We start from the raw sequence: 22,714 nt of genomic DNA, 5'->3' as shown, positions 1-22,714 counted from the left end.
TCACCTCAGGGGGACCCGGGGTCGCGGAAACAATGCCAGATCCGACAAGTCAGCTTTCCCCACTCATGGGCGATATCCGGAATGGATTTGTTTTCACTGCTTGTCTGGAGTTCTCGCGCGCACGTTGTGGCTGAACAAATCCGCTCAAACGTGGCCCCACTGGGTTGCCCATGACTTTCAACGCGTGGTAGCCATGAGTCCGCTGCGAGCGTCTCAGGGCCGCCGCCGCTCACTCGGGGGGGTTTGCGACCGCGCGACCTGGGTTCTTGCCTCGAGCGGAGAGGTCGTCGATGAGCGCAGGGCGGTGGACGTGGTTGCTTGGGCGTTTGGACGCCCTGTTGCCCGAGAACCGGCACCACCTGACGCCTGGTGAGCTTGGCCGCTACCGGGTCCTGCTGGGGAGCACCGTCCTGCTGGCGGCCACGTCCCTGGTGCTCGCGATCATCTCCGCCCTGGGGATGAACGGGGGCGCACCGTTGGTGAAGATTGGCACGGGCGCCGCGATCGGATTCGCGTTGATCCTGGTGTACCTCAGAGCGGGAGGCGCGCTCCGGCGCGCGTCACTCCTGGTCTGCGGAACCATGCTGGCCGGGTACATGCTGACGACGTTCTTGATGCCCCGTCAGATCGTCGCCTCGCATGCGGCCAGCCTGCTCATCCCCCTGTTGTCGGTCTACCTGATGGGAGTGAAGGTGGGGCTCGTCTTCACGGGTTTCTTCTGTCTCAACTCGGGGATCCTCCTCCCCCTCTACCAGTCGGGGTTCGGGAGCCGGGAGCCAATCTTCGCCAACTCCCAGGCGTGGATCGCCGGAGTGCTCGACTCCCTCATCCTGCTGCTCGGCTGGGGGCTGAGCTCGCTGTTTGGCATCGCGCGGGACGACGCCTCCGCCACGGTGCGCGACAGCGAGCGCAAGCTGCACAGCCTGCTGGAGAGCACGACGGATCCGGTGTGCTCGCTCGACGAACGGGGACGCGCCATCACGTCCAACAGCGTGGCGAGGAAGATGTTCCAGGAGATGTACGGCAGGGAGCTGCGCCCGGGCGCCGAGCTGGATCAGCACAGCGATCCCGTGGTGCAGGAACAATGGCGCAACAGCCTGCAACGCGCCCTGCGCGGAGAGAGCGTCCGCTTCGAGTGGATCCGGCGGAACCCCCACCGCACCTGGGTGTTCGATGTGGCGCTCCACCCCCTGTGGGGAGAGGGGGATCGGCCCGTGGGGGTGACGCTCTTCGGACGGGACATCACGGAGCGCAAGGAGGCCGAGGCGAAGCTGGGGGAGCTGCACCGGGGGCTGATGGAAGTGTCACGCCAGGCGGGCATGGCGGAGATGGCCACGGGCGTGCTGCACAACGTGGGCAACATGTTCAACAGCGTCAACGTCTCCGCCTCGCTCGTCCTCGAGCGGCTGAAAGGCTCGCGCACCACGTCCCTGCTGCGTGCCTCGGAGCTGCTGCGCGAGCACGAAACCAACCTGCCCACCTTCCTGACGGAGGATGCCCGGGGACGTCAGCTTCCGCAGTACATGTCCACGGTGTCCCGGCACCTGGTGCAGGAGCAGGAGGACCTGCTGACGGAGATGAAGGAGCTGCTGCGCAACGTGGAGCACATCCGCGAGGTGGTGAGCCTGCAGCAGGAGAACGCCCGCGTCGTGGGGCGGGTGGAGCTGGTCACGGTGCCCGAGCTGATCGACAGCGCGCTGCGCCTGCACCTGGACGCCTTCGAGCGTCTGGGCATCCGCATCCAGCGCGAGTACGCCGAGATGGCACCGCTGCCGCTGGACCGGCACCGGCTGCTGCAGATCCTCGTGAATCTCCTGGGCAACGCGCGGCATGCCCTGGCGGAGAGCGGACGCGATGACAAGTGGTTGTCGCTGCGCGTGCGGCGCGAGGGCGAGGAGTGGCTGCGCATCGAGGTGGAAGACAATGGGGTGGGCATCGCCCCGGAGCACCTGTCGCGGCTGTTCTCCCATGGCTTCACCACCAAGAAGGAAGGCCATGGCTTTGGCCTTCACTCCAGCGCGCTGGCCGCCGAGGCGATGAAGGGCCGGCTGCGCTGTGAGAGCCAGGGCAAGGGCCATGGCGCGCGCTTCACCCTGGAGCTGCCCCTGAGCGCGCGGGAACCCCCGGCCTGAGCCCACCGGCACGGAGTCGTGCCTTGGAGTTGCTCCGCGGCCCGGAGTAGCTTCCCGCCCATGAGAGAGGAGCGGAGCGCGTCCGGCAGGGCACTCACCCCCCGCGCATTGGCGCTCGGCGGACTCCTGGGCGCGGGGCTGAGCCTCACCAACCTCTACGTCGGACTGAAGACGGGGCTGGCCTTTCCGGTGACGGTCATCGCCTGCGTGCTGGGGCTCGGCATGTACCGGGCGCTGGCGTGGCCGTGGCGCGCCCGCTCCCGCCCCGGGCTGTCCCTGCTGGAGACGAGCGCCATGCAGTCCACGGCCTCCTCGGCGGGCTACTCCACGGGAGGCACCCTCATCTCCGCCAACGTGGCGTGGCTGATGCTCTCCGGCCACCACCCTCCGGGCTGGGCGCTCTTCTGCTGGACGCTGCTCGTCTCCGCGCTCGGTGTCCTCTTCGCCGTCCCGCTCCAGCACACCTTCCTCCACCGCGAGAACCTCCCCTTCCCCTCCGGACTGGCCGCGGCCTCGGCGGCGCGGATGCTCCAGCAAGGAGACGTCTCCGCGCGCCAGGGAACCCGGTTGCTCGGTGGGGCGGCCCTGGTGGCCGGCCTGCTCACGTTCGCCCGCGATGGACTGAAACGGATACCCACCTCGCTGCCCCTTCCAGGCACCGTCCACGGCGTACCGCTGGCGCCGCTCTCCTTCTCCCTCGACCTCAGCCTGCTCTCCCCTGGAGTCGGCGCCCTGGTGGGCCCGCGCATCGCCGCCTCGATCCTGCTCGGCGCCCTCACCTGCTTCGGCGTGCTCGTCCCCTGGCTCCACGTTCGAGGCACCCTGCCCCAACCCGACTACGAACACGCGTTCGAGTGGAGCATGTGGCCCGGCACCGCCCTGGTGACGAGCGCCGCCCTCACCCACCTGCTGTCGCGGCGGGACGTCCTGAGCCGCGCGTTCTCCTCGCTCCTCCAGGCCGGAGCCGTGGGCCCGGGGAGCCAAACCGGCCCGGGACAGGTTCCACGCTCCTGGTGGCTCGCCAGCCTCGCGCTGCTCTCGCTGGGGACGGTGGTGCTGGGAGCTGGAGTCTTCGGCATCCCCCCCCACCTGGGGCTGTTCGGCGTGCTGCTCTCCTTCCCGCTCGCCGTGGCGGCGTGCCGGGTGACCGGGGAGACGGACGTCACCCCCTCGGGAGCCCTGGGACAGCTCGCCCAGATCGCCTTCTGCGTCGTCATGCCCGGCAACCCCCTGGCCAGCACCATCGCCGCCAGCCTCTCGGGCTCCACCGCCTCCACCAGCGCGGACCTGCTCACCGATGTCAAGGCCGGCTCGCTGCTCGGCGCGACCCCCCGGCAGACCGTCCTCGCCCAGCTCTGGGGTTGTCTCGTCGGCTCGGCCGTCATCGTCCCCGCCTTCCTGCTCCTCGTGCCGGACACCTCCGTCCTCTCCAAGGAGCACTTCCCCGCTCCCGGCGGAACCTTCGTGGAGGGGTTGGCCCGGGTGCTCGCCGCGGGCCTCGAGGCCCTGGCCCCGGCCTCCCGCTGGGGCGCGCTCGCCGGAGGGGTGAGCGGCATCCTCCTGGCGCTGCTCGAGCAACACGCCCCCGAACGCCTGCGCCCCTTCGTCCCCTCGGCCATCGGCGTGGGAATCGCCTTCGCGATCCCCCCCTCCCTCTCCCTGTCCATGTTCCTGGGCTCGCTCGCCGCGGCCCTCCTCACCCGCGCGCGGCCCGCCTTCGCGCTCGTCGCCACCGTCCCCCTGGCCGCGGGCCTCATCGCCGGAGAGAGCCTGGTGAGCCTCACCCTCACCCTGCTCGCCGTACTCGGGCTCCTTCCGCCTTCCTGACGCTCCGCGCCGTCCACGGGGGTCCACATCCACACGCACCGTGAACTCAGTGCTTGAGGTGCCGGCGGGGAGATCCACTACCATTCCAGTCCCATCACCTTCGAAGGGCGAGGAGACACGCGAATGGAGAAGATCTGGCTCAAGCACTACCCGCCTGGGGTTCCGGCCGAGATCGATGACAAGCAGTACGCCTCGCTGACCCACCTGCTGGAAGAGTCGTTCCGCAAGTTCGCCGATCGCCCGGCCTTCAAGTGCATGGGCAAGTCCATCACCTACCGGGAACTCGATGTCCTGTCGCAGCGGGTGGGCGCGTGGCTGCAATCCCGAGGGCTCACCCGTGGCGCGACCGTCGCCATCATGATGCCCAACGTGTTGCAGTACCCGATCTGCATCGCCGCCATCCTGCGCGCGGGCTACACGGTGGTGAACGTCAACCCGCTCTACACGCCGCGCGAGCTGGAATACCAGCTCAAGGACAGTGGAGCCCAGGCCATCTTCATCCTGGAGAACTTCGCGATCACGCTCCAACAGGTATTGGAGCGCACGGCCCTCCAGCACGTGGTGGTCGCCTCGATGGGTGACCTGCTGGGCGGCGTGAAGGGCGCCCTCGTCAACCTCGTGGTGCGCAAGGTGAAGAAGCTGGTGCCCGCCTACCACCTGCCCCGCGCCGTCAAGTTCAACCAGATGCTGGCCGAGGGCAAGCGCCTCTCGCTCGTGCCGGTGACGACGTCTCGCGACGACGTCGCCTTCCTGCAATACACGGGTGGCACCACGGGTGTGAGCAAGGGCGCCACGCTGCTGCACCGCAATGTCATCGCCAATCTGTTGCAGGTGGAAGCCTGGCTCCAGCCCGCCATGAGAGGCAATCCGTCCGAGGCGCTCAACGTCGTCTGCGCGCTGCCGCTCTACCACATCTTCGCGCTCACCGTCTGCGGGCTGATGGGCATCCGCATGGGCTCGATGAACGTCCTCATCCCCAACCCACGCGACATTCCAGAGTTCATCAAGACGCTGTCCCAGCAGCCCTTCCACATCCTGCCGGCCGTCAACACCCTCTACAACGCGCTGGTGCACCACCCCGACTTCGCCAGACTCGACTTCTCCCACCTGCGGGTCGCCAACGGAGGCGGCATGGCCGTGCAGCGGGCCACGGCGGAGAAGTGGTTCGCCATCACCCGCGTTCCCATCATCGAGGGTTATGGCTTGTCCGAGACCTCGCCGGTGGCCACCAGCAACCCGGCCACCGCGACGGAGTACTCCGGCACCATCGGCCTTCCCCTGCCCTCCACGGAGATCGCCATCCGCGATGACGAGGGAAAGGACGTGCCGCTCGGCCAGCCCGGGGAGATCTGCATCCGCGGCCCCCAGGTGATGGCGGGCTACTGGAACCACCCGGACGAGACGGCCAAGGTCATGCTGCCCGACGGCTTCTTCAAGTCCGGCGACATCGGCATCATGGACGAGCGCGGACACACCCGCATCGTGGACCGGAAGAAAGACATGATCCTCGTGTCGGGCTTCAACGTCTATCCCAACGAGGTGGAGGGCGTGGTCGCCATGCACCCGGGCGTGTTGGAGGTGGCCGCCGTGGGCGTGTCCGACGAACACTCCGGAGAGGCCGTCAAACTCTTCGTGGTGAAGAAGGACCCGTCCCTCACCGAGGCGCAACTGCTCGACTACTGCCGCCAGCAGCTCACCGGCTACAAGCGGCCCAGGTTCATCGAGTTCCGCACCGAGCTGCCCAAGACCAACGTGGGGAAGATCCTCCGCCGGGAGCTGCGCGAGAAGACGGGGAGCTGAGCCTCGCCCCGGAAGCAGGAGGGGCGGCCCCTCGCGAGGCCGCCCCCTGTCTTCACCCTGCTCGGGACGTGTGACCCGTCAGGACTACTTCGTGAACGAGATGGGGCCGTTGGACTGCGTGCTGTTGTTGGCACCATCCACGGCGCGCACGCGCCAGGTGTGGCTTCCGGCCGCCAGCCCGGTCAGCGTGGTCTCGTGCGTGGCCAGGCCATACACCTCGAACTCCCACAGCGAGTAGCCATACGCCGTCGCGCGCTGCACACCCCGCATCCGCACGTATTGGCCCACCCCACTCAGGTTGGTGAGGTCATCGATGCCACCATTGCCGGCGTTCTCCGTGTACAGCGTCGTCCAGGTGGTGCCATCGAGCGAGGCCTCCACCACGTACTTCGTGCCGTACGCGGCCTCCCAGTTGAGCACCACGCGCTTGATGGAATGGACGGCGCCGAGGTCGATGGTGATCGACTCGGTGTTCGGGTTGGCGGTGTCCGCCCGGCTGGACCAGCGCGTGGTGGTGTTGCCATCCACCGCGTCGTTGGCGCTGCCGAACTCGTTGGAGGTGGCGGTGACATTCTTGCCACGCGCCAGGTTGACGGTCGTGGCCGTGTAGGCTCCCGCCGTGATGGCCGGGGTGCGGTCCGTGCCATCCACGTTGAGGACGTACTGGGCAACGCCCGCGCCCACATCGCTCGTGCGCTCCCAGATGAAGCGCGTGGAGGTGCCGGGAACCGCCGAGCCCGCCGCCGGAAGGAGCGCGGAGAAGGCCGCGGGCGGCGTGGTGTCATTGAGGGTGAACGTGGACGTGGCCGACGTGGTCACCCCGTTGGCCCAGTTGACGGCCCTCACGTACCAGGAGTGCTGACCATTGGCGAGCTTGAGCCCCTCGAGCGCGGCGGAGGTGGCCTTCGTGCGGCCCCCCAGCACGGCCTGACCGTCGATGACGACCTCGTAGTACTGGATGCCCGTCTGTGGATCGCTGCTCGCCGTCCACGAGAACGCGGGCCGCGTGCCGGTGATGGTGGTGCCATTCGCCGGCGTCTGGAGGGTGAACGCCGTGGGCGGCGTGGAGTCGGTCAGACCGAAGCCCTGGATGCCATCGCCATAGCGGTAGAACGGATTGCCATAGATGGGCTGCACGGGCAGACCCTGGGCGATCCGGTCACGGATGGCGGTGCGCTCGGCCTCGGTGGCCCCGAGGTCGAACGGCAGATCCCACCGCTCCTTCTGGTCGGTCTCCACGTCGGTGCCGATCTGATCCAACGAGCGCGGCAGATCCCACGGCAGCTTGCCGCGGGGCAGCACGTCGCCGAACAGCACGTCCGCCAGCGCCGGGCCACCCAGATCTCCGGGCCGGTAGATGGCCACCAGCGCGTTGCTCTGCGGCGCCACGTTGGTGAGGATGTAGGGCCGCGGCAGGACCATCACCGTGATCGTCGGGATGTTCTTCGACTTGAAGCTGGTGATGATGCCGTAGTGATCGCGAGGCTCTTCCGGCCTTGCGAAGGCGGTGTGCGCGGGGCCGGCCGGATCACCCGGGATGTAGGGCTTCTCCTTGTCCCACGCGGTGCCGTGCGTGAAGTAGCTCTCACCCACCGCCACGATGGCCGCGCTGGGCGTGACGCCCGCGGGCGCCGCGTCCTTGTACACCGTGATGCCCGCCGCCTCGGCGCGCTGCTTGATGGCCTGGTAGATGGTCAGGGCGCCGAACTCCGTGTTGTGGAAGTCCGAGCGCCAGGTGACCATGCAGGACGGATCATCGGCGCGTGGACCGGCGATGACGATCGAGGAGCCCGCGCCCATGCGCAGCGGCAGGGCACCGTCGTTCTTGAGCAGGGTCATCGACTCCTGGGCGGCCAGGCGGGCCGCGTTCTTGCTGCTGGCGGTGTGCCACTCGGCGGTTCCCGCGAGCCCCTTGCGATAGGGATCCTCGAACAGGCCGAGCCGGAACTTCAGCTCGATCACGCGGCGGGCGGACTCGTCGACGCGGGCATCGGTGACCCGGCTCTCGAAGTCACCCATCTGCCCGGGGTCGGCGCCACCCATCACGTCGGAGCCGGCCATGAGCGAGCGGACCCAGGGATCGCCCGCGGGCAGCCAGTCCGTGCAGATGACACCGTTGTAGCCCATGTTCTGGCGCAGGTAGTTGATGATGCCCGGGCTGTCGCCCGCGCCCCACTGGCCCGGAGCCAGGAGCTTGCTGCCGGCATAGCCAGGCATGATGCCGCTGGTGCCGGCCTCGAGGGCCGCGTGCCACGGACGCATGTGGTAGTGGATGGTGGTGCCGTCGTAGGTGATGCCGCCCTCGCCACCGGCGCCCTGGCTCGGCCAGTGCTTGGTGGTGACCCAGATGGAGTGGGGATTCACCTCGGGGCCGCCCTGCAAGCCGGCGATGAGCGCGCGCGAGAAGCCGGCCGCCACGTCCGCGTCCTCGCCACTGCCCTCCTGGATGCGCGGGTAGAGGATCTTCGTACCCACCTCGGCCAGGGGTGACAGGGTGCCGCGGCTGCCCACGGCGAGCTGCTCGCGCCGCTGGATGTCACCCATCTCATACGCGAGCTGCGGGTCGCGCGTGGCCACCAGACCGGGCTGGGTGGGCCAGCTCGTCTTGAAGCCGTGGATGGAGTCACCCGCGTCGATGTAGGGGATGCCCAGGGGCGTGGCCGCCGAGGCCTTCTGGAAGGCGACGATGTCCTCCGGCGCCAGCGGACCCATGGTGAAGCCCGCGTCGGGGTACTCCTTGGCATTGAAGAACAGCTGCATCACCTTCTGGTGCCGCGTCATCCGGCTCATCAGATCGTTGACGCGCGTGGCGATGGGGTTGCGCCAGTCCTCGTACGGATCGATGACGCCGTTCTTGTTCATGTCGCGCATCCCGTTGATGAGCGACACGCCATCCGCCACGGTCTCGACCACGGGGAGGTAGACGCTGAAGGTGCGCAGGTCCGAGCGGCTCGTGGCCCCACTGGCGAGCGTGGCGACGACGTACCACTTGTAGGTCCAGCGATCGACCAGGTCCTGGTTGAGGGTGAGCGAGGTGCCCGTGGTGGAGCCCACCTCGGTGAAGCGGTTGAGGAGGTCCCCGGACGCCATCCAGTCGTAGTCATTCCGGGTGATGTTGACGAAGAGCTTGTAGTTGGTGGCGCCGGTGACGGCGGCCCACTGGAACGTGGGGCGGCGGGTGTTGGTGATCATCGCGCCGTTGGCGGGCGCGGTCACCGCGAACGAGCCGGTCGTCGCCGGAGGGGCCACCTTCACGTACGGGTCGGGGATGATGGGACCGGTGGGCGTGCCCGGATCCGTGGAACCCGTGCTGTAGATCTCCACCTGCCACACCGCGTCCTGCACCGCGAGCGCGGTGACGGACTGCGCGCGCCGGGTGGTGCCCGTGGAGTCCGTGACCACCAGGCGGATATCGGTGTTGGGCTGGGTGGGCGAGAACTGGTTCTTGGACATCGTCACCGTGGTGTTGGGCGGGAACGTGCACAGGTAGGTGACCACCTTGGCCGGGTTGCGCACGGAGGGCGTCGCGAGGCCCTCCTCCGGAACGGGAGACACGGCCAGCGGCGTGGGCGAGATGCTCACCTTCGCGTAGGCCAGGTCGGGGAAGACCAGCTTGACGGTCTGGTTGGTCGTCTGCGTCGGAGGCGGCGTGGTGCCACCGGACTGGTAGACCTCGAAGGAATAGAGCGAATAGCCATAGCCCGTGCCGCGCGCGGTGCCGCGCATGCGCACGTAGCGGTACGTGCCGGACACGGGAATCTCCCGGATGCCCACCGCGCCATCGGTGATGGTGGCCAGGGTCTGCCAGGTGGCGTCATCGTTGGAGCCATCGATGGTGTAGGTCTTGGCGTAGGCGCCTTCCCAGTTGAGCACCACCCGGCCCACCTGCTGGGACGAGCCCAGGTCGACCCGGATCGACTGGGGATCCACCCCGGCGACGGACGACCAGCGCGTGTTGACGTTGCCGTCGAAGGCGAAGCTCGGCCCCAGGTTGGGGTCGTTGTTCTCGATGCTCGTGGCCGTGGAGGAACGGCCCCGCGCGAGGTCCGTGCTCGTCGTGCCGCCCGAGCCATACACCTCGAACTCCCACAGCGAGTACCCGTAGCCGATGGCCCGGGTCTGCCCGCGCATGCGGACATAGCGGCCCGAGCCGGACACCGTCCAATCGTCGATGCCCCCATCCCCGTTGGTGACGGTCTTCAGCGCCGTCCAGTTCGTCCCGTCGGTGGAAGACTCGAGCGTGTAGTCCTTGCCGAAGGCGGTCTCCCAGTTGAGGACCACGCGGCCAATGGACACGGTCGACCCGAGGTCGATGGAGATCCATTCATTGTCGGTGAAACCACTGCTCCAGCGGGTGCCCGGATCACCGTCGACCGCGGAGGAGCCCGAGAACACACCATCCGTCGACGACACCGTGACGGGCTTGCCTCGGGCGAGGTTGGTATTGGTTTGAGCGTGCGCGGCGATGGGCCAGGTGGCCGTCATGCCCGCGAGCACCAGGCTCGCGCAGGCAGACGCCCACCGTGTCCAGGCGCTGCGCGCGCCGTGGAAAAGAGGATTGAAAAGATTCATGGGGGAAGGAGAACCGCGAGGAATGAATGTCAGACAACTACAGCCAGACAGCTACAGCCAGACAGCCACGGCTCGACAGCGACGGCCAGACGACGACAGACAGAATAAACGAAGGACCCCTCCCAGTGAAAGTCACCGGGAGGGGTCCTGATCACTTCAGGAGCCTATTTCAGGTCGAGGTAGTCGACCGAGAAGATCCACCCATTCGGATGGGTCAGACCCGCCAGGCAGAGCGTGCCCGTACCGCTGGTGGCCACCGACGTGGTGAGGTTGGTCAGGCTCGGGCTGCTCCAGCCACCGGACGCCGTGCTCAGGGTGAACGTGCCGATGACGGTGCCGTTGAACTTCAGCTGCGCCTGGCCACCGGAGTACGGCGCGCCCACGTGGGCCGTCGCGGAGGTGATGCCCGACATGTTCACGTTGCTCCAGCAGATGGTGTCGTTGCCCTCGAAGGCGACGACCTTGCCACCGCTGTCACCGCCGGCCTCGGCGAAGCAGCCCGTCAGCGTGGCGCTCTCCGCCTCCAGGCGGAGAGGCGTCGTGGTGCCGCCGGTGCACTGGCCCGCGCTGCTGCACGTCTGACCCGAGCCGCAGGTGCCGCAGGTGCCGCCGCAGCCATCGCTGCCGCACACCTTGCCCGAGCACGAGGGCGTGCAGGTGCTGGTGCACTGGCCCGTGCTGCTGCACGTCTGGCCCGAGCCGCAGGTGCCGCAGGTGCCGCCGCAGCCGTCGCTGCCACACACCTTGCCCGAGCACGAGGGCGTGCAGGTGCTGGTGCCGGCCACGCACTGGCCCCAGCTGCCGCAGGTGCTACCGGAGCGGCACGCGCCGCAGGTGCCACCGCACCCATCGCTGCCACACAGCTTGCCCGTGCAGTCCGGCTGGCAGGCGTTGGTCGTGGTGCCGATGTACATGTCGTCCAGGTAGAGCTGCGCGCCGGTGTAGGCGGAGCCACCCATGGAGATCTCGAACTTGTAGGTGTCCGTGGCGGACGGGGTGAAGTTCGGCCCGGTGCAGGTCGTCCACCCGGTGCCCACGTTGCAGTTGAAGGAGGAGATGACCGTCCACGGATCATGCGCCTGGACGATCTTCACGGGCACCGAGCGCGCCGCGTTCGACTTCAGATCCACCTTCCACTTGTAGGAGGTACCGGCCTGGAGCTGGAAGCCCTCCTGCCGCACCTGCACGCTGTGGGTCGCCCAGCCGCCGTTGTCCACGCGCACCCACTGCACGTAGCCGTGCGTGCCGCCCTCGTTGATGACCTCGGTGAGACCCGCGCCACCGTCGAAGAACAGATCGCTGCGGTGATAGGTGAAGTCCTCGTTGAAGCCACAGTTGCGGATGAGGTTGTCGGGCACGCCGTTGTTGTCGCTGTCCTGGCACGCGGCCCGGGCAGCCTGCGGATAACCAGAGCCGCGGTGATACCAGCGGATGTAGTCCACCTCGAGCTTGGCCTTGTCACCATGGGCCGCCCAGTCGATGTTGATGCACGAGCTCGCCGTCTCCTGGCACTTGCCGCTCACGCACGCCGCGCCATTGGCGCACTGCGCGCTGGAGGAGCAGGCGCGATCCTTGAAACCCAGGCAGCCCAGCTCGCCACCCACCGCGTTGTTGAGGATGAGGTACATCGGCTGACGGAACTCGGTTGCGCCGTCACCAATGGAGAAGGTGCCCACCGGCTGGCCGCCGTTCTGCGGCAGGTTGTCGATGTAGATCTTGAACCCGTTCTCGTCCCACAGGAAGCCCCAGGTGTGCCACTGGTGGTAGTCGATCGTCTTGCCATTCCAGGTGGCCCGGGCGCCGCCCACGTCCCCGTCGCACTTCGCGTCGCCGTTGTTGGGCCAGGAGCTGCACGCGTTGGGCTCCCATCCACCGGAGTTGTTCGCCAGCTCACCCGCCTCGGGGTACTCGCGCCACAGCACGTTGTAGCCCATGGCCTCGTTGTTCGGGTAGAGGGCCTTGTTCTCCTTGATCTGCGTGTACTCCATGATGTCGATCTCGCCATTCATGGGCCAGCCCGCGCTGTCATCACGGCCACCATTGGTGATGGTTCCGTTGGCGCCGAGCATCCAGATGGCGGGCCACATGCCGTTGGGCGGCGTGGCGCCGGCGGGCAGATCCGCGAAGGGCATGCGCGCGCGGAACTCGACGTAGCCGTAGCGGTACTCGACCTTCTCGTCGCTCTTGATGCGGCCCGAGGAGTACTGCGTCCCGTTGACCGGCGCGTTGGCCGTGCCGTTGAACGGCGCACACTCCTCGTGATCGTAGACACCGTTGCGGTTCTGGTCGTACACGCAGTAGCCGGTGGCCGCGCACGTGCCATTGGTGCCGCACTCGCTGGAAGCGGTACATTGCTTCCAGACCACACAGTCCAGCGGCTCCTTGCGCGCCAGCAGCGTCAGCTTGCCGTTCTCGACACAGTAGTTCCAGTTGTTGGGATTGTTGGGACATTCCCGGTTCGTGTAGGCCTGCTGCTCGAAGTTGACGCCCAGGTTCTCCTTCGTCCAGTACTGCGTGTTGAGATAGGACTTGGGCTGGCCCTTGTTCAGGTCACCGCCAAAGTCATCCTCCCACGTCAGGCCGAACGTCTGCCCACCAATGGTGAGCGTCTTGGAACCCGTGGACTCCAACGACGCCTCAACCCCTGCCTCGGCAGGGTCCAGGGTGTCATCGCTGGTCGCCACGGCGCAGCCCACGCCAGCGATCACGCCCACCGCCCAGAAGCCAGTTCCCACCACGAACTGCTTCCAGGACGAACCCCTACTCCTCTGTGTCATGTCCTCGAACCCTTCCCCGTCCCTCGAAAGACGAGAAGAAAAAGTAAAACGAGCAAGTAAAGTTTTACAACACTTGCCAGCCCCGGGAAACGTGAAAAACATGACGCAACGCGACACGCGCGGCGTCGACGAGAAGACACACAAGATGTAAAAAAGGGCCGGTGTGTCGCGTTGTGACGGCGCAGGTTGGGAGCGGGCGTGGAGCCCTCGAATCCCAACCGCCTCAAACGTCATCAGGTGACACGATTCGGCGGATGTAGCAGGTCATGAACCCACCGGGCGGGAGACCCCGCCCTCGGGAAGCCTGCGCGAGGAGACAGTCCGCACCCGGAGTGCGTCGTCGCCCACCGCACAAAATAAACGTGAAAAACCCACGGGCGGGAGACCGCCGCCCGTTCAATCCGTGGCGTCTGGCAATCGTAACGTTTCGATCTCCACGGCCCGCCGATTGAGCAGCCGCATGATGAAGACGTAGAAGATGGGCACGAAGAGGACCGCGAGCACCGTGGCGGACAGCATTCCTCCGAGCACCCCCGTGCCAATGGCTCGCTGGCTGGCGGCGCCGGGCCCATTCGCGATGGCGAGCGGGACCACGCCCAGCGTGAAGGCGAGCGAGGTCATGAGGATGGGACGGAAGCGCAGCTGCGCGGCCTCGAGCGCCGCGTCCGTGATGGACCTGCCCTGCGCCCGGAGATCCTTGGCGAACTCGATGATGAGGATGGCGTTCTTGGCCGACAAGCCAATGATGGTGATGAGGCCGACCTTGAAATAGACGTCGTTGCTCATTCCCCGGAACATGACCGCCAGCACCGAGCCGAGCACGCCCAGGGGCACGACGAGCATCACCGCCACGGGAATGGACCAGCTCTCATAGAGGGCGGCCAGACACAGGAACACGAAGAGCATGGACAGGCCGATCAGGAACGGGGCCTGCGAGCCCGACTGGAGTTCCTGAAGGGATTGCCCGCTCCAGTCGAAGCCGAACCCCCGCGGGAGCTGGCTCGCCAGGCGCTCCATTTCCAGGAGGGCCTCGCCACTCGAATGGCCGGGAGCCGCGTTGCCGCTGATGCGGGCCGAGGGATAGCCGTTGTAGCCGATGACCTGGGTGGCGCCCACCCGCCAGTCCACCGTGGCGAAGGCGGACAGGGGCACCGGGGTGCCCTGGCGATTGCGCACGTTGAGCGCGAGGAGATCCTCCGGCTGCATGCGCCGGCTTCCCTCCGCCTGCACGATCACCCGCTGCATCCGGCCGCTGTTGGGAAAGTCATTGGAGTAGGCCGAGCCCAGGTTGGTGGAGAGGGTTTCATTGATCTCCGCGAACGTGAGTCCAAGCGCGCTGGCCTTCTCGCGATCGATGCGCAATTCCACCTGCGGCGCGTTCGCCAGGCCCTCGAACATCACCCCGGAGAGGACGGGACTCTGGGCGGCGGCCGCCAGGAGTTGATCCCTCGCGGCGGCGAGCGCCTCCTGACCCATGCCGCCCCGGTCCTCCAGGCGGAAGGAGAAGCCACCCGACGTTCCCAGGCCCTCGATGGGCGGAGGAGAGAGCGCGAAGACGAACGCATCCCGCACCGCCGACAGCGCCCCGTTCATCCGCCCGGCGATGGCCTCCGCTCCGTCCTGAGCACCCCGCTGATCCCAGGGCTTGAGCGTCGCGAAGCTCAAGGCCGCGTTCTGCCCCTGGCCGAAGAAGCTGAAGCCCAGGATGGCCACGACCCGGTCCACTCCCGGCTCCGCCAGCAGCGACTTCTCCATCTGCACCACCACGTCCAACGTCCGGTTGACCGTGGCTTCCGGCGGCGCCTGCACCCCGAGGATGATGAAGCCCTGGTCCTCGCTAGGGATGAAGGACGAGGGGAGCTGGACGAACAGCCAGCCGAGCGCCGCGAACACCGCGACGTAGACGAGCATGAACCGGCCCGCGCGATTCAGGGTGCGGCCCACCAGTCCACGATAGGCGTGGGACGTGCGCTCGAAGCCCCGGTTGAACCAGCCAAAGAACCCCGTGCGCGCGTGCGCATGCCCCTTGGCGACGGGCTTCAGGAAGGTCGCGCACAGCGCCGGCGTCAACGACAACGCGAGCAGCGCCGAGAACAGGATGGACACCACCATCGTCAGCGAGAACTGCTTGTAGATGACGCCGACGGAGCCGGGGAAGAAGGCCATGGGCACGAAGACGGCGCTGAGCACGAGCGTGATGCCGATGACGGCCCCGGTGATCTGCTTCATGGCCTTCTGCGTGGCCTCGCGCGGAGACAGGCCCTCCTCGCTCATGATGCGCTCCACGTTCTCGATCACCACGATGGCGTCGTCCACGAGGATGCCGATCGCGAGCACCATGGCGAACATGGTCAGCACGTTGATGGAGAAGCCCATCGCGAACATCACCGCGCAGGTGCCGAGCAGGGCGATGGGGACGATGATCGTGGGGATGATGGTGTAGCGGATGTTCTGGAGGAACAGGAACATCACCAGGAAGACCAGGAGCACCGCCTCGACGAGCGTCACGAGGACCTTCTTGATCGACACGCCCACGAACGGGGCCGTGTCATAGGGAACGTCGTACTCGACGCCCTTCGGGAAGAACCGGGACAGCTCCTCCATCTTCGCGCGGATCGCCGTCGAGGTGGCGAGCGCATTGCCCGTGGGGGACAGCTGGACACCGATGGCCGCGCTCGGCTGGCCATTGAGCCGCGAGGAGATGGCATAGCTCTGCCCACCCAGCTCCACGCGGGCCACGTCCCGCAGGCGCACGGAGGAACCATCCGCGTTCGCGCGCAGCACGATCGCACCGAACTCCTCCGGCGAGGTCAGCTGGCCCTTCACCAGCACGGTCGCCGTGACCTGCTGGGTCACCGGCCCGGGTTGCGCGCCGAGCGAGCCCGCCGCCACCTGGGCGTTCTGCGAGCGGATGGCGTTCGTCACGTCCTGGGAGGACAGGCCCAGACCCTGCAACTTGTTCGGATCCACCCAGATGCGCATGGCGCGCTCGAAGGAGAAGAGCTGCGCCCGGCCCACGCCCGGAATGCGCCGCAACTCATTGAGCACGTTGCGCGAGAGGTAATCCCCGAGGCCGATCTCGTCGAAGGAGCCGTCGGTGGACCGCAGCGTCACCATCAGGAGGAAGCCACTGCCCGCCTCCTCGATCTGCAAGCCCTGCTGCGACACGGCGAGCGGCAGTCTCGGCTCGACCCGCTTGACCCGATTCTGGAGATCGACGGCGGCCAGGGCGGGATCCGTCCCCGGCGCGAACGTCGCGGTGATGGAGACCGCCCCCGTCGCGTCACTGCTCGACTCGAAGTAGAGCAACGACTTCGTGCCGTTGAGCTCCTCCTCGATGATGCGCGTGACGCTCTGGTAGAGATCCTCGGGAGACGCGCCCGGGTAGAAGGTCGAGATGGTGATCTGCGGCGGCGCCACGCTGGGGTACTGCGCCACCGGCAGGTTGGGGATGGCGAGCACGCCCGCCATGATGATGAACAGCGCGATGACCCAGGCGAAGATGGGCCTGTCGATGAAGAAACGAGGCATGGCGGTGGGCCCTATCGAGGCTGGGAGGGAGTGACGTCGGTTCCAGGCGCGGTCCACGCCACCGGCTTGACCGGTGCGCCCGCGGCGATCTTCTGGAAGCCCTCGACGATGACCTGATCGCCCGCCTTGAGGCCCTCCTGGATCACCGCCTGGTTCTGGTAGACGCGGGAGGTGCGCACCGGGCGCACCTCGGCGGTGCCATTGGGCGCGACCACGAAGACCTGGGACTTGCCCGCGTTGTCCCGCTGGATGGCCTGCTGGGGCACGGCGAGCGCCTCGCTCAGCGAGCCCTGCTCGACCTGTCCCCGCACGTACATGCCCGGAAGAAGCTCGGCGTCCGGATTGGGGAACTCGCCCCGCAGCGTCAACTGGCCGCTGCCGGGATCCACCGTCACGTCCGAGAAGAGCAGCTTGCCCGGCTTCGCGTAGAAGGAGCCATCGTCGAGCACCAGCCGGACGTTGGCCTGATCGGAGGTGACGCCCTGGATGCGCCCGTCCTTGAACGCCTGGCGCAGACGGTGGAGCTCCATCGCGGGCTGGGTGAAGTCCGCGTAGATGGGATCGAGCTGCTGGATGACCGCGAGCGCCGTGGGATCTCCCTGGCTCACCAGGGCACCTTCCGTCACCAGGGCCCGGCCGATCCTCCCGCTGATGGGCGCGCGGATCGTCGTGTAGTCCAGATTGATTTCCGCGCGGCGCACCGCCGCCCGGGCCACGGCGACATCGGCCTCGGCCCGCTGGAGCGCCGCCCGGAGCGCCTCGTGCTGCTCCTGGGTGATGACACCGCTGGCCATGAGCTTCTCGCCCCGCTCCCCCTGCTGGCGCGCCTCCGCGGCCGTGGCCTCGGCCTTGACCAGCACGGCCCTGGCGCTCGCGCGTTCGACCTCGAACAGCGAGGAGTCGATCTTGAAGAGCACGTCCCCCGCCTTCACGCTGCCACCCTGCCGGAAGACGCGCTCGACGATGATGCCGGAGACGCGCGGACGCACCTCGGCGACCCGTGTCGGAGCGATGCGCCCCGGCAGTTCATCGAGCACCGGAATGGTCGAGGGCCGCACCGTGATCGCGCCCACCTCCACGGCCGGGGGAGCGGCCGGAGGGGGCGCTTCAGAGGACTTGCAGGCCCCGGCTCCCAGGACGGACATGAGAGCAAGGGCGGAGAAGAAGGGAGTCCGGTTTCGATCGGAGTGCATGGAGCGTTCCTGGACGGGCCAGGACCTGGGCAACGGACAAGGGTGGTGAACCAAGCCAAGGCGTGCCGGCCACGCGGATGCTCGCGGTCAGGCGGGAAGGCCACAACCCACGGCCCCGGCGGCGAAAAAGCCGCTCCCCTCCAGACCGACTCATCCCGCCGCGCCTCCTCGGTTCGTCGGGCGGGGCCTTACCTATCGGTCGGAAGATAGGGGGTCAAGCGAATCCACGGACGTCCCAGCCCCCGGACTCCTCCAAGGGACCACCTTCACCGCCACCCGCGCCCAGGGCAGGAACAGCACTCGACGCAGTTCAGCGCCAGACGTCGCGGAGGGTTCCCCTATAGCAGCCACGGTGGCCAGCAACGCTGCGGTGGGCATGCTGCCGATATGAGAACTGACTTGCCAGGCGTCCTTGGGGTGGGCCTGCTGATTGTCACGGCCCTGTCATCCACCGGCTGTGCGTCGCTGACGCCACCATCCGGCCGGGGCGTGAACCTGAGCTACACGCCCCGCGAGACCACCGGGTCCGCGTTGTCCGAAGCACCGAGCGGCGAGTCCCCACCCGCCCTCGCCTCTGCTGCGTTCCCTACGTCCGAACCCGATACATCGGAGCGGTTACACCCTCGTCGCGGCTCCCGAGAGGCCGTGCCAACGATGAGCCCAGGCAGCGATGAGGGGGCTGTGAGGCAGAGCGCCCTCGCGACACACCTGGCGTTTCTGGGTGCCCTTCGCGACGTGTCCGGCACCACCCGCCGTGCATCCGACGAGCTCTCCAGGCTCAGGGCCAGCAGGCAGGGCATCGTCGGTAAGGCCTCCGGAGTATTCGTCCCCTACGTTGATTATGGGGAACGTCAACTGCGGTGGATTGACGCCGGACTCACTGCCGCCACCCGGCTGACTCACGCCGCTTCGGAAGTGGATGACCCAGACATGCAGCTCGCCCTCCTGCGTCTCGCCGGCCCACGGCTCGAGGCAACCATGATGGGCGCCTTCCTACTCGCCGTCTGGTTCGACTTCCTCAACCTCGCCGACGTCGTGCTCGAACAGTACCCCTCCTACAACGTGGAGAGTCTGTTCGCGAACATGGACCGCGCTCAGAAGATGCTCGAGCCCGCGATGCAAGCACTTTCCTCTCTGGAGCCGGAACCTTTGGAGGCAGCGGCAACCGACTTGCCCGCGTTGGTAGGCCACCTCACCAACGAATTCGTTGCGACCCGCGAGTCCGTGCGTATGACCGCGGAGAACATCGAGAAGCTGCGGGTGCTGAAGGAGTCCATTGAGGCGCTCACGCTGCTATCGGCCATACGGTTCTCGCTGCCATCTCTGCCACGGGCCGCACCCGCGACGCTCGGCATGGGCCTCGTGGTGGGCTCCAACGGAGTGATGCTGGGCACACGGGTGGTCGTCTCCGCCGAGTGGGTGGAGATGATGCACCGACTGGTGCAAGCGGGGGTGCTCTCCCTCCCTGTCGTCAGCGCCGCCGTCCGGATTCAGGCTGGCCAGGTGATGATGGCGAAGGCGCACGACAAGTTGCCGCCGGGCGTTCGCGAAGCGCTGGGCGATGGGCCCGAGGTGCGTGGCATGCACGTGACGGGCAGAACGGGAGCCGGCATGGCCGAACCACCAGAACACCACGTCCTACCGCGAGAGTTTCGCGAGTGGTTCGAGAAGCGCGGATTCACCGGCGAGATGAGCATCGACCGGTTCTGCGTCAATCTGGAGCGGGCAAAACATGAGGCGATCCATGGGGGTGGCAACTGGCGTCTGGGCCGCACATGGCCCAACGAATGGAACCGGATGATCATGGACGTACTGAGCAAAGCAGAAACCGAAGCAGGCCGGATGTTGACGCCGAACGAAATCCTGAGACTCGTCGCCAAAGCCATGAAGCGCTATAACCTTCCGATGAACTTCATCCCCAGGAGAGGGCGATGAACAGGGGCTCTTCCTGGGAAGACAACTGGAAGGTGCGCTTGTACGAGCGAGTCCGCGAGCGTGGGTTTGATTCGCTCACCGCCTTCGCCGAAGCGCGCCCTACCATCTCGCTGGTTGCGCTTGCCGAGGAACTGGGCGAGGCCGACATCAGCGCAGTGCAGATTTTCAGCGGTCTGGTGGCCGAGGCGGAGCAAAGTCACCAGGTCACACGCCTGGTGCGTAGCCAATTCGTGCGCGAGCTTTCCGAAAGCCTCCCCGGTGGTTGGCCAACCGTGATGGACGAGGCAAACCGCTTCGAAGTCGCCCAGGCACTCGCCTTCTGGTTCGGCTTCACCCCAGAGACGCATAGGAAACGAGCCGAGCGGGTCATGACAGCGCTCCGCACCACCCCGCCGCCGCCCGGCTGGCGGCCGCTGGGTCCCGACGACGAGTTGCTGCGTACGCTCATGCCGGACGAGGAAGTCTGATCGCCATCCAGCGAGGAAGTAGACACCCCGCGGGGGACCGGGCGCGCCCCGGAGCCCCGTGGGGCAGCTCTCTATCCCTCCACCACCGCCCCTCAATACAGCAGGGAGCGAACGGGGGTGGGAGATCTTCCGGGAAGCCCATGGCCCAACTGGCCGTAGTGGTTGTTCCCCCAGGACCACATGGAGCCGTCGGAGCCCACGGACAGCGAGTGAAGAGAACCAGCGGCTACCGTCTTCACCCCGCTCAGCCCCCGCACCTGTACCGGCACGAAACTGGTGTTCGTGGTCCCATCTCCCAACTGGCCAAAGGAGTTGATGCCCCAGGCCCACACGGAACCGTCGGTGCGCACCGCCAGCGAGTGGTTGAGGCCAGCGAACAGGGTCGTCACTCCGCTCAGCCCCTGCACCCGTACCGGCACGGAACTGTTGCTCGTGGTCCCATCTCCCAGTTGACCGGTGTAGTTGCCGCCCCAGGCCCACACGCCGCCATCGGCCCCCCTCGCCAGCGAGTGGTTGAAGCCAGCGGAGATTGTCTCCACCCCGCTCAACCCCCGCACCCGCACCGGCACCAGGGCGTTGCTCGTGGTGCCCTCTCCCAGTTGGCCGAAGGAGTTGCCGCCCCAGGCCCACACGCTGCCATCGGTGCCCCTCGCCAGCGAGTGGTTGAGGCCAGCGGACACGGCGGCCACCCCGCTCAGCCCCTGTACCCGCACCGGCTCGGCGCTGCTGATCAGGCTGCCATCTCCCAGCTGGCCCTGTCTGTTGTAGCCCCAGGTCCACACGGAGCCATCGGAGAGCACCGCCAGCGAGTGCAGTGCCCCCGCGGCCACGGCCACCACCCCGCTCAGCTCTCGCACATGCAGCGGCACGGGGCTGGCGTTCGTGGAGCCATGCCCCAGCTGACCCTCTTGGTTGTAGCCCCAGGTCCACACGGTGCCGTCGGCGAGCAGCGCGAGCGAGTGACCGTCCCCCGCGGCCACGGCCACCACTCCGCTCAGCCCCTGCACCCGCTTCGGGGTGATGTGATCCTCCCGGGTCCCATCCCCCAGTTGGCCGTAGTAGTTGGCCCCCCAGGCCCACAGGGTGCCGTCGGAACGCACCGCCAGGGAGTGGGCGGAGCCCGCGGCCATGGCCACCACCCCGCTCAGCCCTCGCACCCGCACCGACGAGGAGAGATAGACCGTGGAACCATCTCCGCGCTGGCCATGGTCGTTGGAGCCCCAGGCCCACAGGGTGCCGTCGTAGCGCAGCGCCAGCGAGTAGAGACCGCCAGCCGCCACGGCCATCACCCCGCGCAATCCTTGCACCTGCTCCGGCAGGGCGCCGTACGCCACCGAGATGCCGTTGCCCAACTGGCCAGAGGTGTTGTTGCCCCAGGTCCACACGGTCCCGTCGGAGAGCACCACCATCGAGTGGGCCCAGCCCGCGGACACGGCCACCACCCCGCTCAACCCCTGGACCTGCCGCGGCAGCCAGCGGGTGGTCAGGATGTTTCCGTCTCCCAACTGGCCGGCGAAGTTGTCGCCCCAGGCCCACACGCTGCCGTCGGAACGCACCGCCAGGGAGTGATTACCACCCGCGACCACGGCCACCACCCCACTCAGGTCTTCCAACCGCCATGGCACGGAATAGCTTTGATCTCCAGGAGCTCCCCCCAGTTGGTCGGAGCTGTTGTCGCCCCACGCCCAGACGGAGCCATCCGAGCGCAGCACCAGCGAGTGATTGTCGCCCGCGGACACGGCCACCACTCCACTCAACCCTCGCACCCGCACCGGCTCGGAGTGACTGTCCGAGGTTCCGTCTCCCAACTGGCCAAAGGCATTGTCGCCCCAGGCCCACACGCTGCCGTCATGGCGCAGTGCCAGTGAATGGCCCTCGCCCGCGGATACGGCCGTCACTCCGCTCAACCCTCGCACCCGCACCGGCTCGGAGTGGCTGTCCGAGGTTCCGTCCCCCAACTGGCCAAAGGCATTGTTGCCCCAGGCCCACACGCTGCCGTCATGGCGCAGTGCCAGTGAATGGCCGGTGCCGGCGGCCACGGCCACCACTCCTCGCAACCCGCGTACTCGCACCGGCACGTGGCGAGAGACCGTGGTCCCATCCCCCAATTGGCCGTCCGAATTGTCACCCGCCGCCCAGACCGATCCATCCAGACGCACGACCAGGGAATGATCCATTCCCGCGGCGACACGGGCTCGAGCCCACGGACCCAGCAGGGAAGAGTCCAGCACCTCCGGCTCTTCGGAAGCACCACCCGGCTGCCCACAGCCAACTCCCAACAAGACTCCGAGCCAGACCGCCAACAACCTGCTCATCCACCACGGCGCGCTGATTCGCATTCCGCGACTCCCGATTCAACTGGTTTTACTTGAATTCCCCAATAGATGAACCGGGAAGTCAATCAGATTCCAACACCATCACATTCCTCTCCCTCCCTGAGCCACTTCACCGTACCATTACAAACACTCTGTTTCTCATTC

General features: G+C 67.3%; 10 protein-coding genes. 5 read left to right on the top strand and 5 right to left on the bottom strand.

Translation table 11 applies throughout. The features are described 5' to 3' along the window. Nucleotides 1–290: 290 nt before the first annotated feature. From CYFUS_RS12030 to CYFUS_RS12020, 3 genes are all read left to right on the top strand, one after another. Nucleotides 291–2,132, top strand: coding sequence for an ATP-binding protein (locus tag CYFUS_RS12030; protein ID WP_232537512.1), 1,842 nt, complete (start codon nt 291–293; stop codon nt 2,130–2,132). Between the two features lie 60 nt (nt 2,133–2,192). Further along, nucleotides 2,193–3,959 carry an OPT family oligopeptide transporter gene (locus CYFUS_RS12025; RefSeq protein WP_095985352.1) on the top strand — a complete coding sequence of 589 codons (1,767 nt, stop codon included), beginning with the start codon at nt 2,193–2,195 and terminating at the stop codon, nt 3,957–3,959. Nucleotides 3,960–4,082: 123 nt separating this feature from the next. Beyond that, entirely contained in the window at nt 4,083–5,759 is a 1,677-nt protein-coding gene (locus tag CYFUS_RS12020; RefSeq protein WP_095985351.1) for a long-chain fatty acid--CoA ligase, read from the top strand. An 84-nt stretch (nt 5,760–5,843) separates the two neighbouring features. Here the strand turns inward: CYFUS_RS12020 and CYFUS_RS12015 are convergent, their stop codons facing one another. The 4 genes from CYFUS_RS12015 to CYFUS_RS12000 all read right to left on the bottom strand — a co-directional run bounded on the left by CYFUS_RS12015 (nt 5,844) and on the right by CYFUS_RS12000 (nt 17,832). Then, entirely contained in the window at nt 5,844–10,331 is a 4,488-nt protein-coding gene (locus CYFUS_RS12015; protein ID WP_095985350.1) for a discoidin domain-containing protein, read from the bottom strand. A gap of 164 nt (nt 10,332–10,495) precedes the next feature. Next, a complete protein-coding gene (locus tag CYFUS_RS12010) occupies nt 10,496–13,108 on the bottom strand; it encodes a carbohydrate binding domain-containing protein (protein WP_095985349.1) in 2,613 nt (870 codons plus the stop codon). Between the two features lie 396 nt (nt 13,109–13,504). After that, the gene (locus tag CYFUS_RS12005; RefSeq protein WP_095985348.1) at nt 13,505–16,639 is read right to left on the bottom strand and encodes an efflux RND transporter permease subunit; all 3,135 of its coding nucleotides are present in this window, start codon (nt 16,637–16,639) and stop codon (nt 13,505–13,507) included. Between the two features lie 11 nt (nt 16,640–16,650). Continuing rightward, complete coding sequence (locus CYFUS_RS12000) at nt 16,651–17,832, bottom strand: efflux RND transporter periplasmic adaptor subunit (protein ID WP_198316553.1); 1,182 nt, start codon at nt 17,830–17,832, stop codon at nt 16,651–16,653. A gap of 930 nt (nt 17,833–18,762) precedes the next feature. On the opposite strand from CYFUS_RS12000, the gene CYFUS_RS52585 reads away from it, so the two are divergent. Together CYFUS_RS52585 and CYFUS_RS11990 are read left to right on the top strand one after the other, a co-directional pair. Then, a complete protein-coding gene (locus CYFUS_RS52585; protein ID WP_232537511.1) occupies nt 18,763–19,767 on the top strand; it encodes a DUF2380 domain-containing protein in 1,005 nt (334 codons plus the stop codon). After that, entirely contained in the window at nt 19,764–20,234 is a 471-nt protein-coding gene (locus tag CYFUS_RS11990; protein ID WP_095985345.1) for an NUDIX hydrolase, read from the top strand. The genes CYFUS_RS52585 and CYFUS_RS11990 overlap by 4 nt, the downstream gene beginning before the upstream one ends. 92 nt (nt 20,235–20,326) lie before the next feature. Here the strand turns inward: CYFUS_RS11990 and CYFUS_RS11985 are convergent, their stop codons facing one another. Beyond that, a complete protein-coding gene (locus CYFUS_RS11985) occupies nt 20,327–22,573 on the bottom strand; it encodes an RCC1 repeat-containing protein (RefSeq protein WP_198316552.1) in 2,247 nt (748 codons plus the stop codon). Nucleotides 22,574–22,714 lie beyond the last annotated feature (141 nt).

The sequence above is a fragment of the Cystobacter fuscus genome (assembly GCF_002305875.1).
GTDB lineage: Bacteria > Myxococcota > Myxococcia > Myxococcales > Myxococcaceae > Cystobacter > Cystobacter fuscus_A.
Note: the sequence above shows the minus strand (reverse complement) of the source record. Positions and strands in the feature narration are given on the sequence as shown.

Excerpts from the sequence above, each read along its gene's own strand:
- CYFUS_RS12030 (WP_232537512.1), top strand. The coding sequence starts at position 291 with ATGAGCGCAGGGCGGTGGACGTGGTTGCTTGGGCGTTTGGACGCCCTG.
- CYFUS_RS12025 (WP_095985352.1), top strand. The coding sequence starts at position 2,193 with ATGAGAGAGGAGCGGAGCGCGTCCGGCAGGGCACTCACCCCCCGCGCA.
- CYFUS_RS12020 (WP_095985351.1), top strand. The coding sequence starts at position 4,083 with ATGGAGAAGATCTGGCTCAAGCACTACCCGCCTGGGGTTCCGGCCGAG.
- CYFUS_RS12015 (WP_095985350.1), bottom strand. The coding sequence starts at position 10,331 with ATGAATCTTTTCAATCCTCTTTTCCACGGCGCGCGCAGCGCCTGGACA.
- CYFUS_RS12010 (WP_095985349.1), bottom strand. The coding sequence starts at position 13,108 with ATGACACAGAGGAGTAGGGGTTCGTCCTGGAAGCAGTTCGTGGTGGGA.
- CYFUS_RS12005 (WP_095985348.1), bottom strand. The coding sequence starts at position 16,639 with ATGCCTCGTTTCTTCATCGACAGGCCCATCTTCGCCTGGGTCATCGCG.
- CYFUS_RS12000 (WP_198316553.1), bottom strand. The coding sequence starts at position 17,832 with ATGCACTCCGATCGAAACCGGACTCCCTTCTTCTCCGCCCTTGCTCTC.
- CYFUS_RS52585 (WP_232537511.1), top strand. The coding sequence starts at position 18,763 with ATGCAGCTCGCCCTCCTGCGTCTCGCCGGCCCACGGCTCGAGGCAACC.
- CYFUS_RS11990 (WP_095985345.1), top strand. The coding sequence starts at position 19,764 with ATGAACAGGGGCTCTTCCTGGGAAGACAACTGGAAGGTGCGCTTGTAC.
- CYFUS_RS11985 (WP_198316552.1), bottom strand. The coding sequence starts at position 22,573 with ATGCGAATCAGCGCGCCGTGGTGGATGAGCAGGTTGTTGGCGGTCTGG.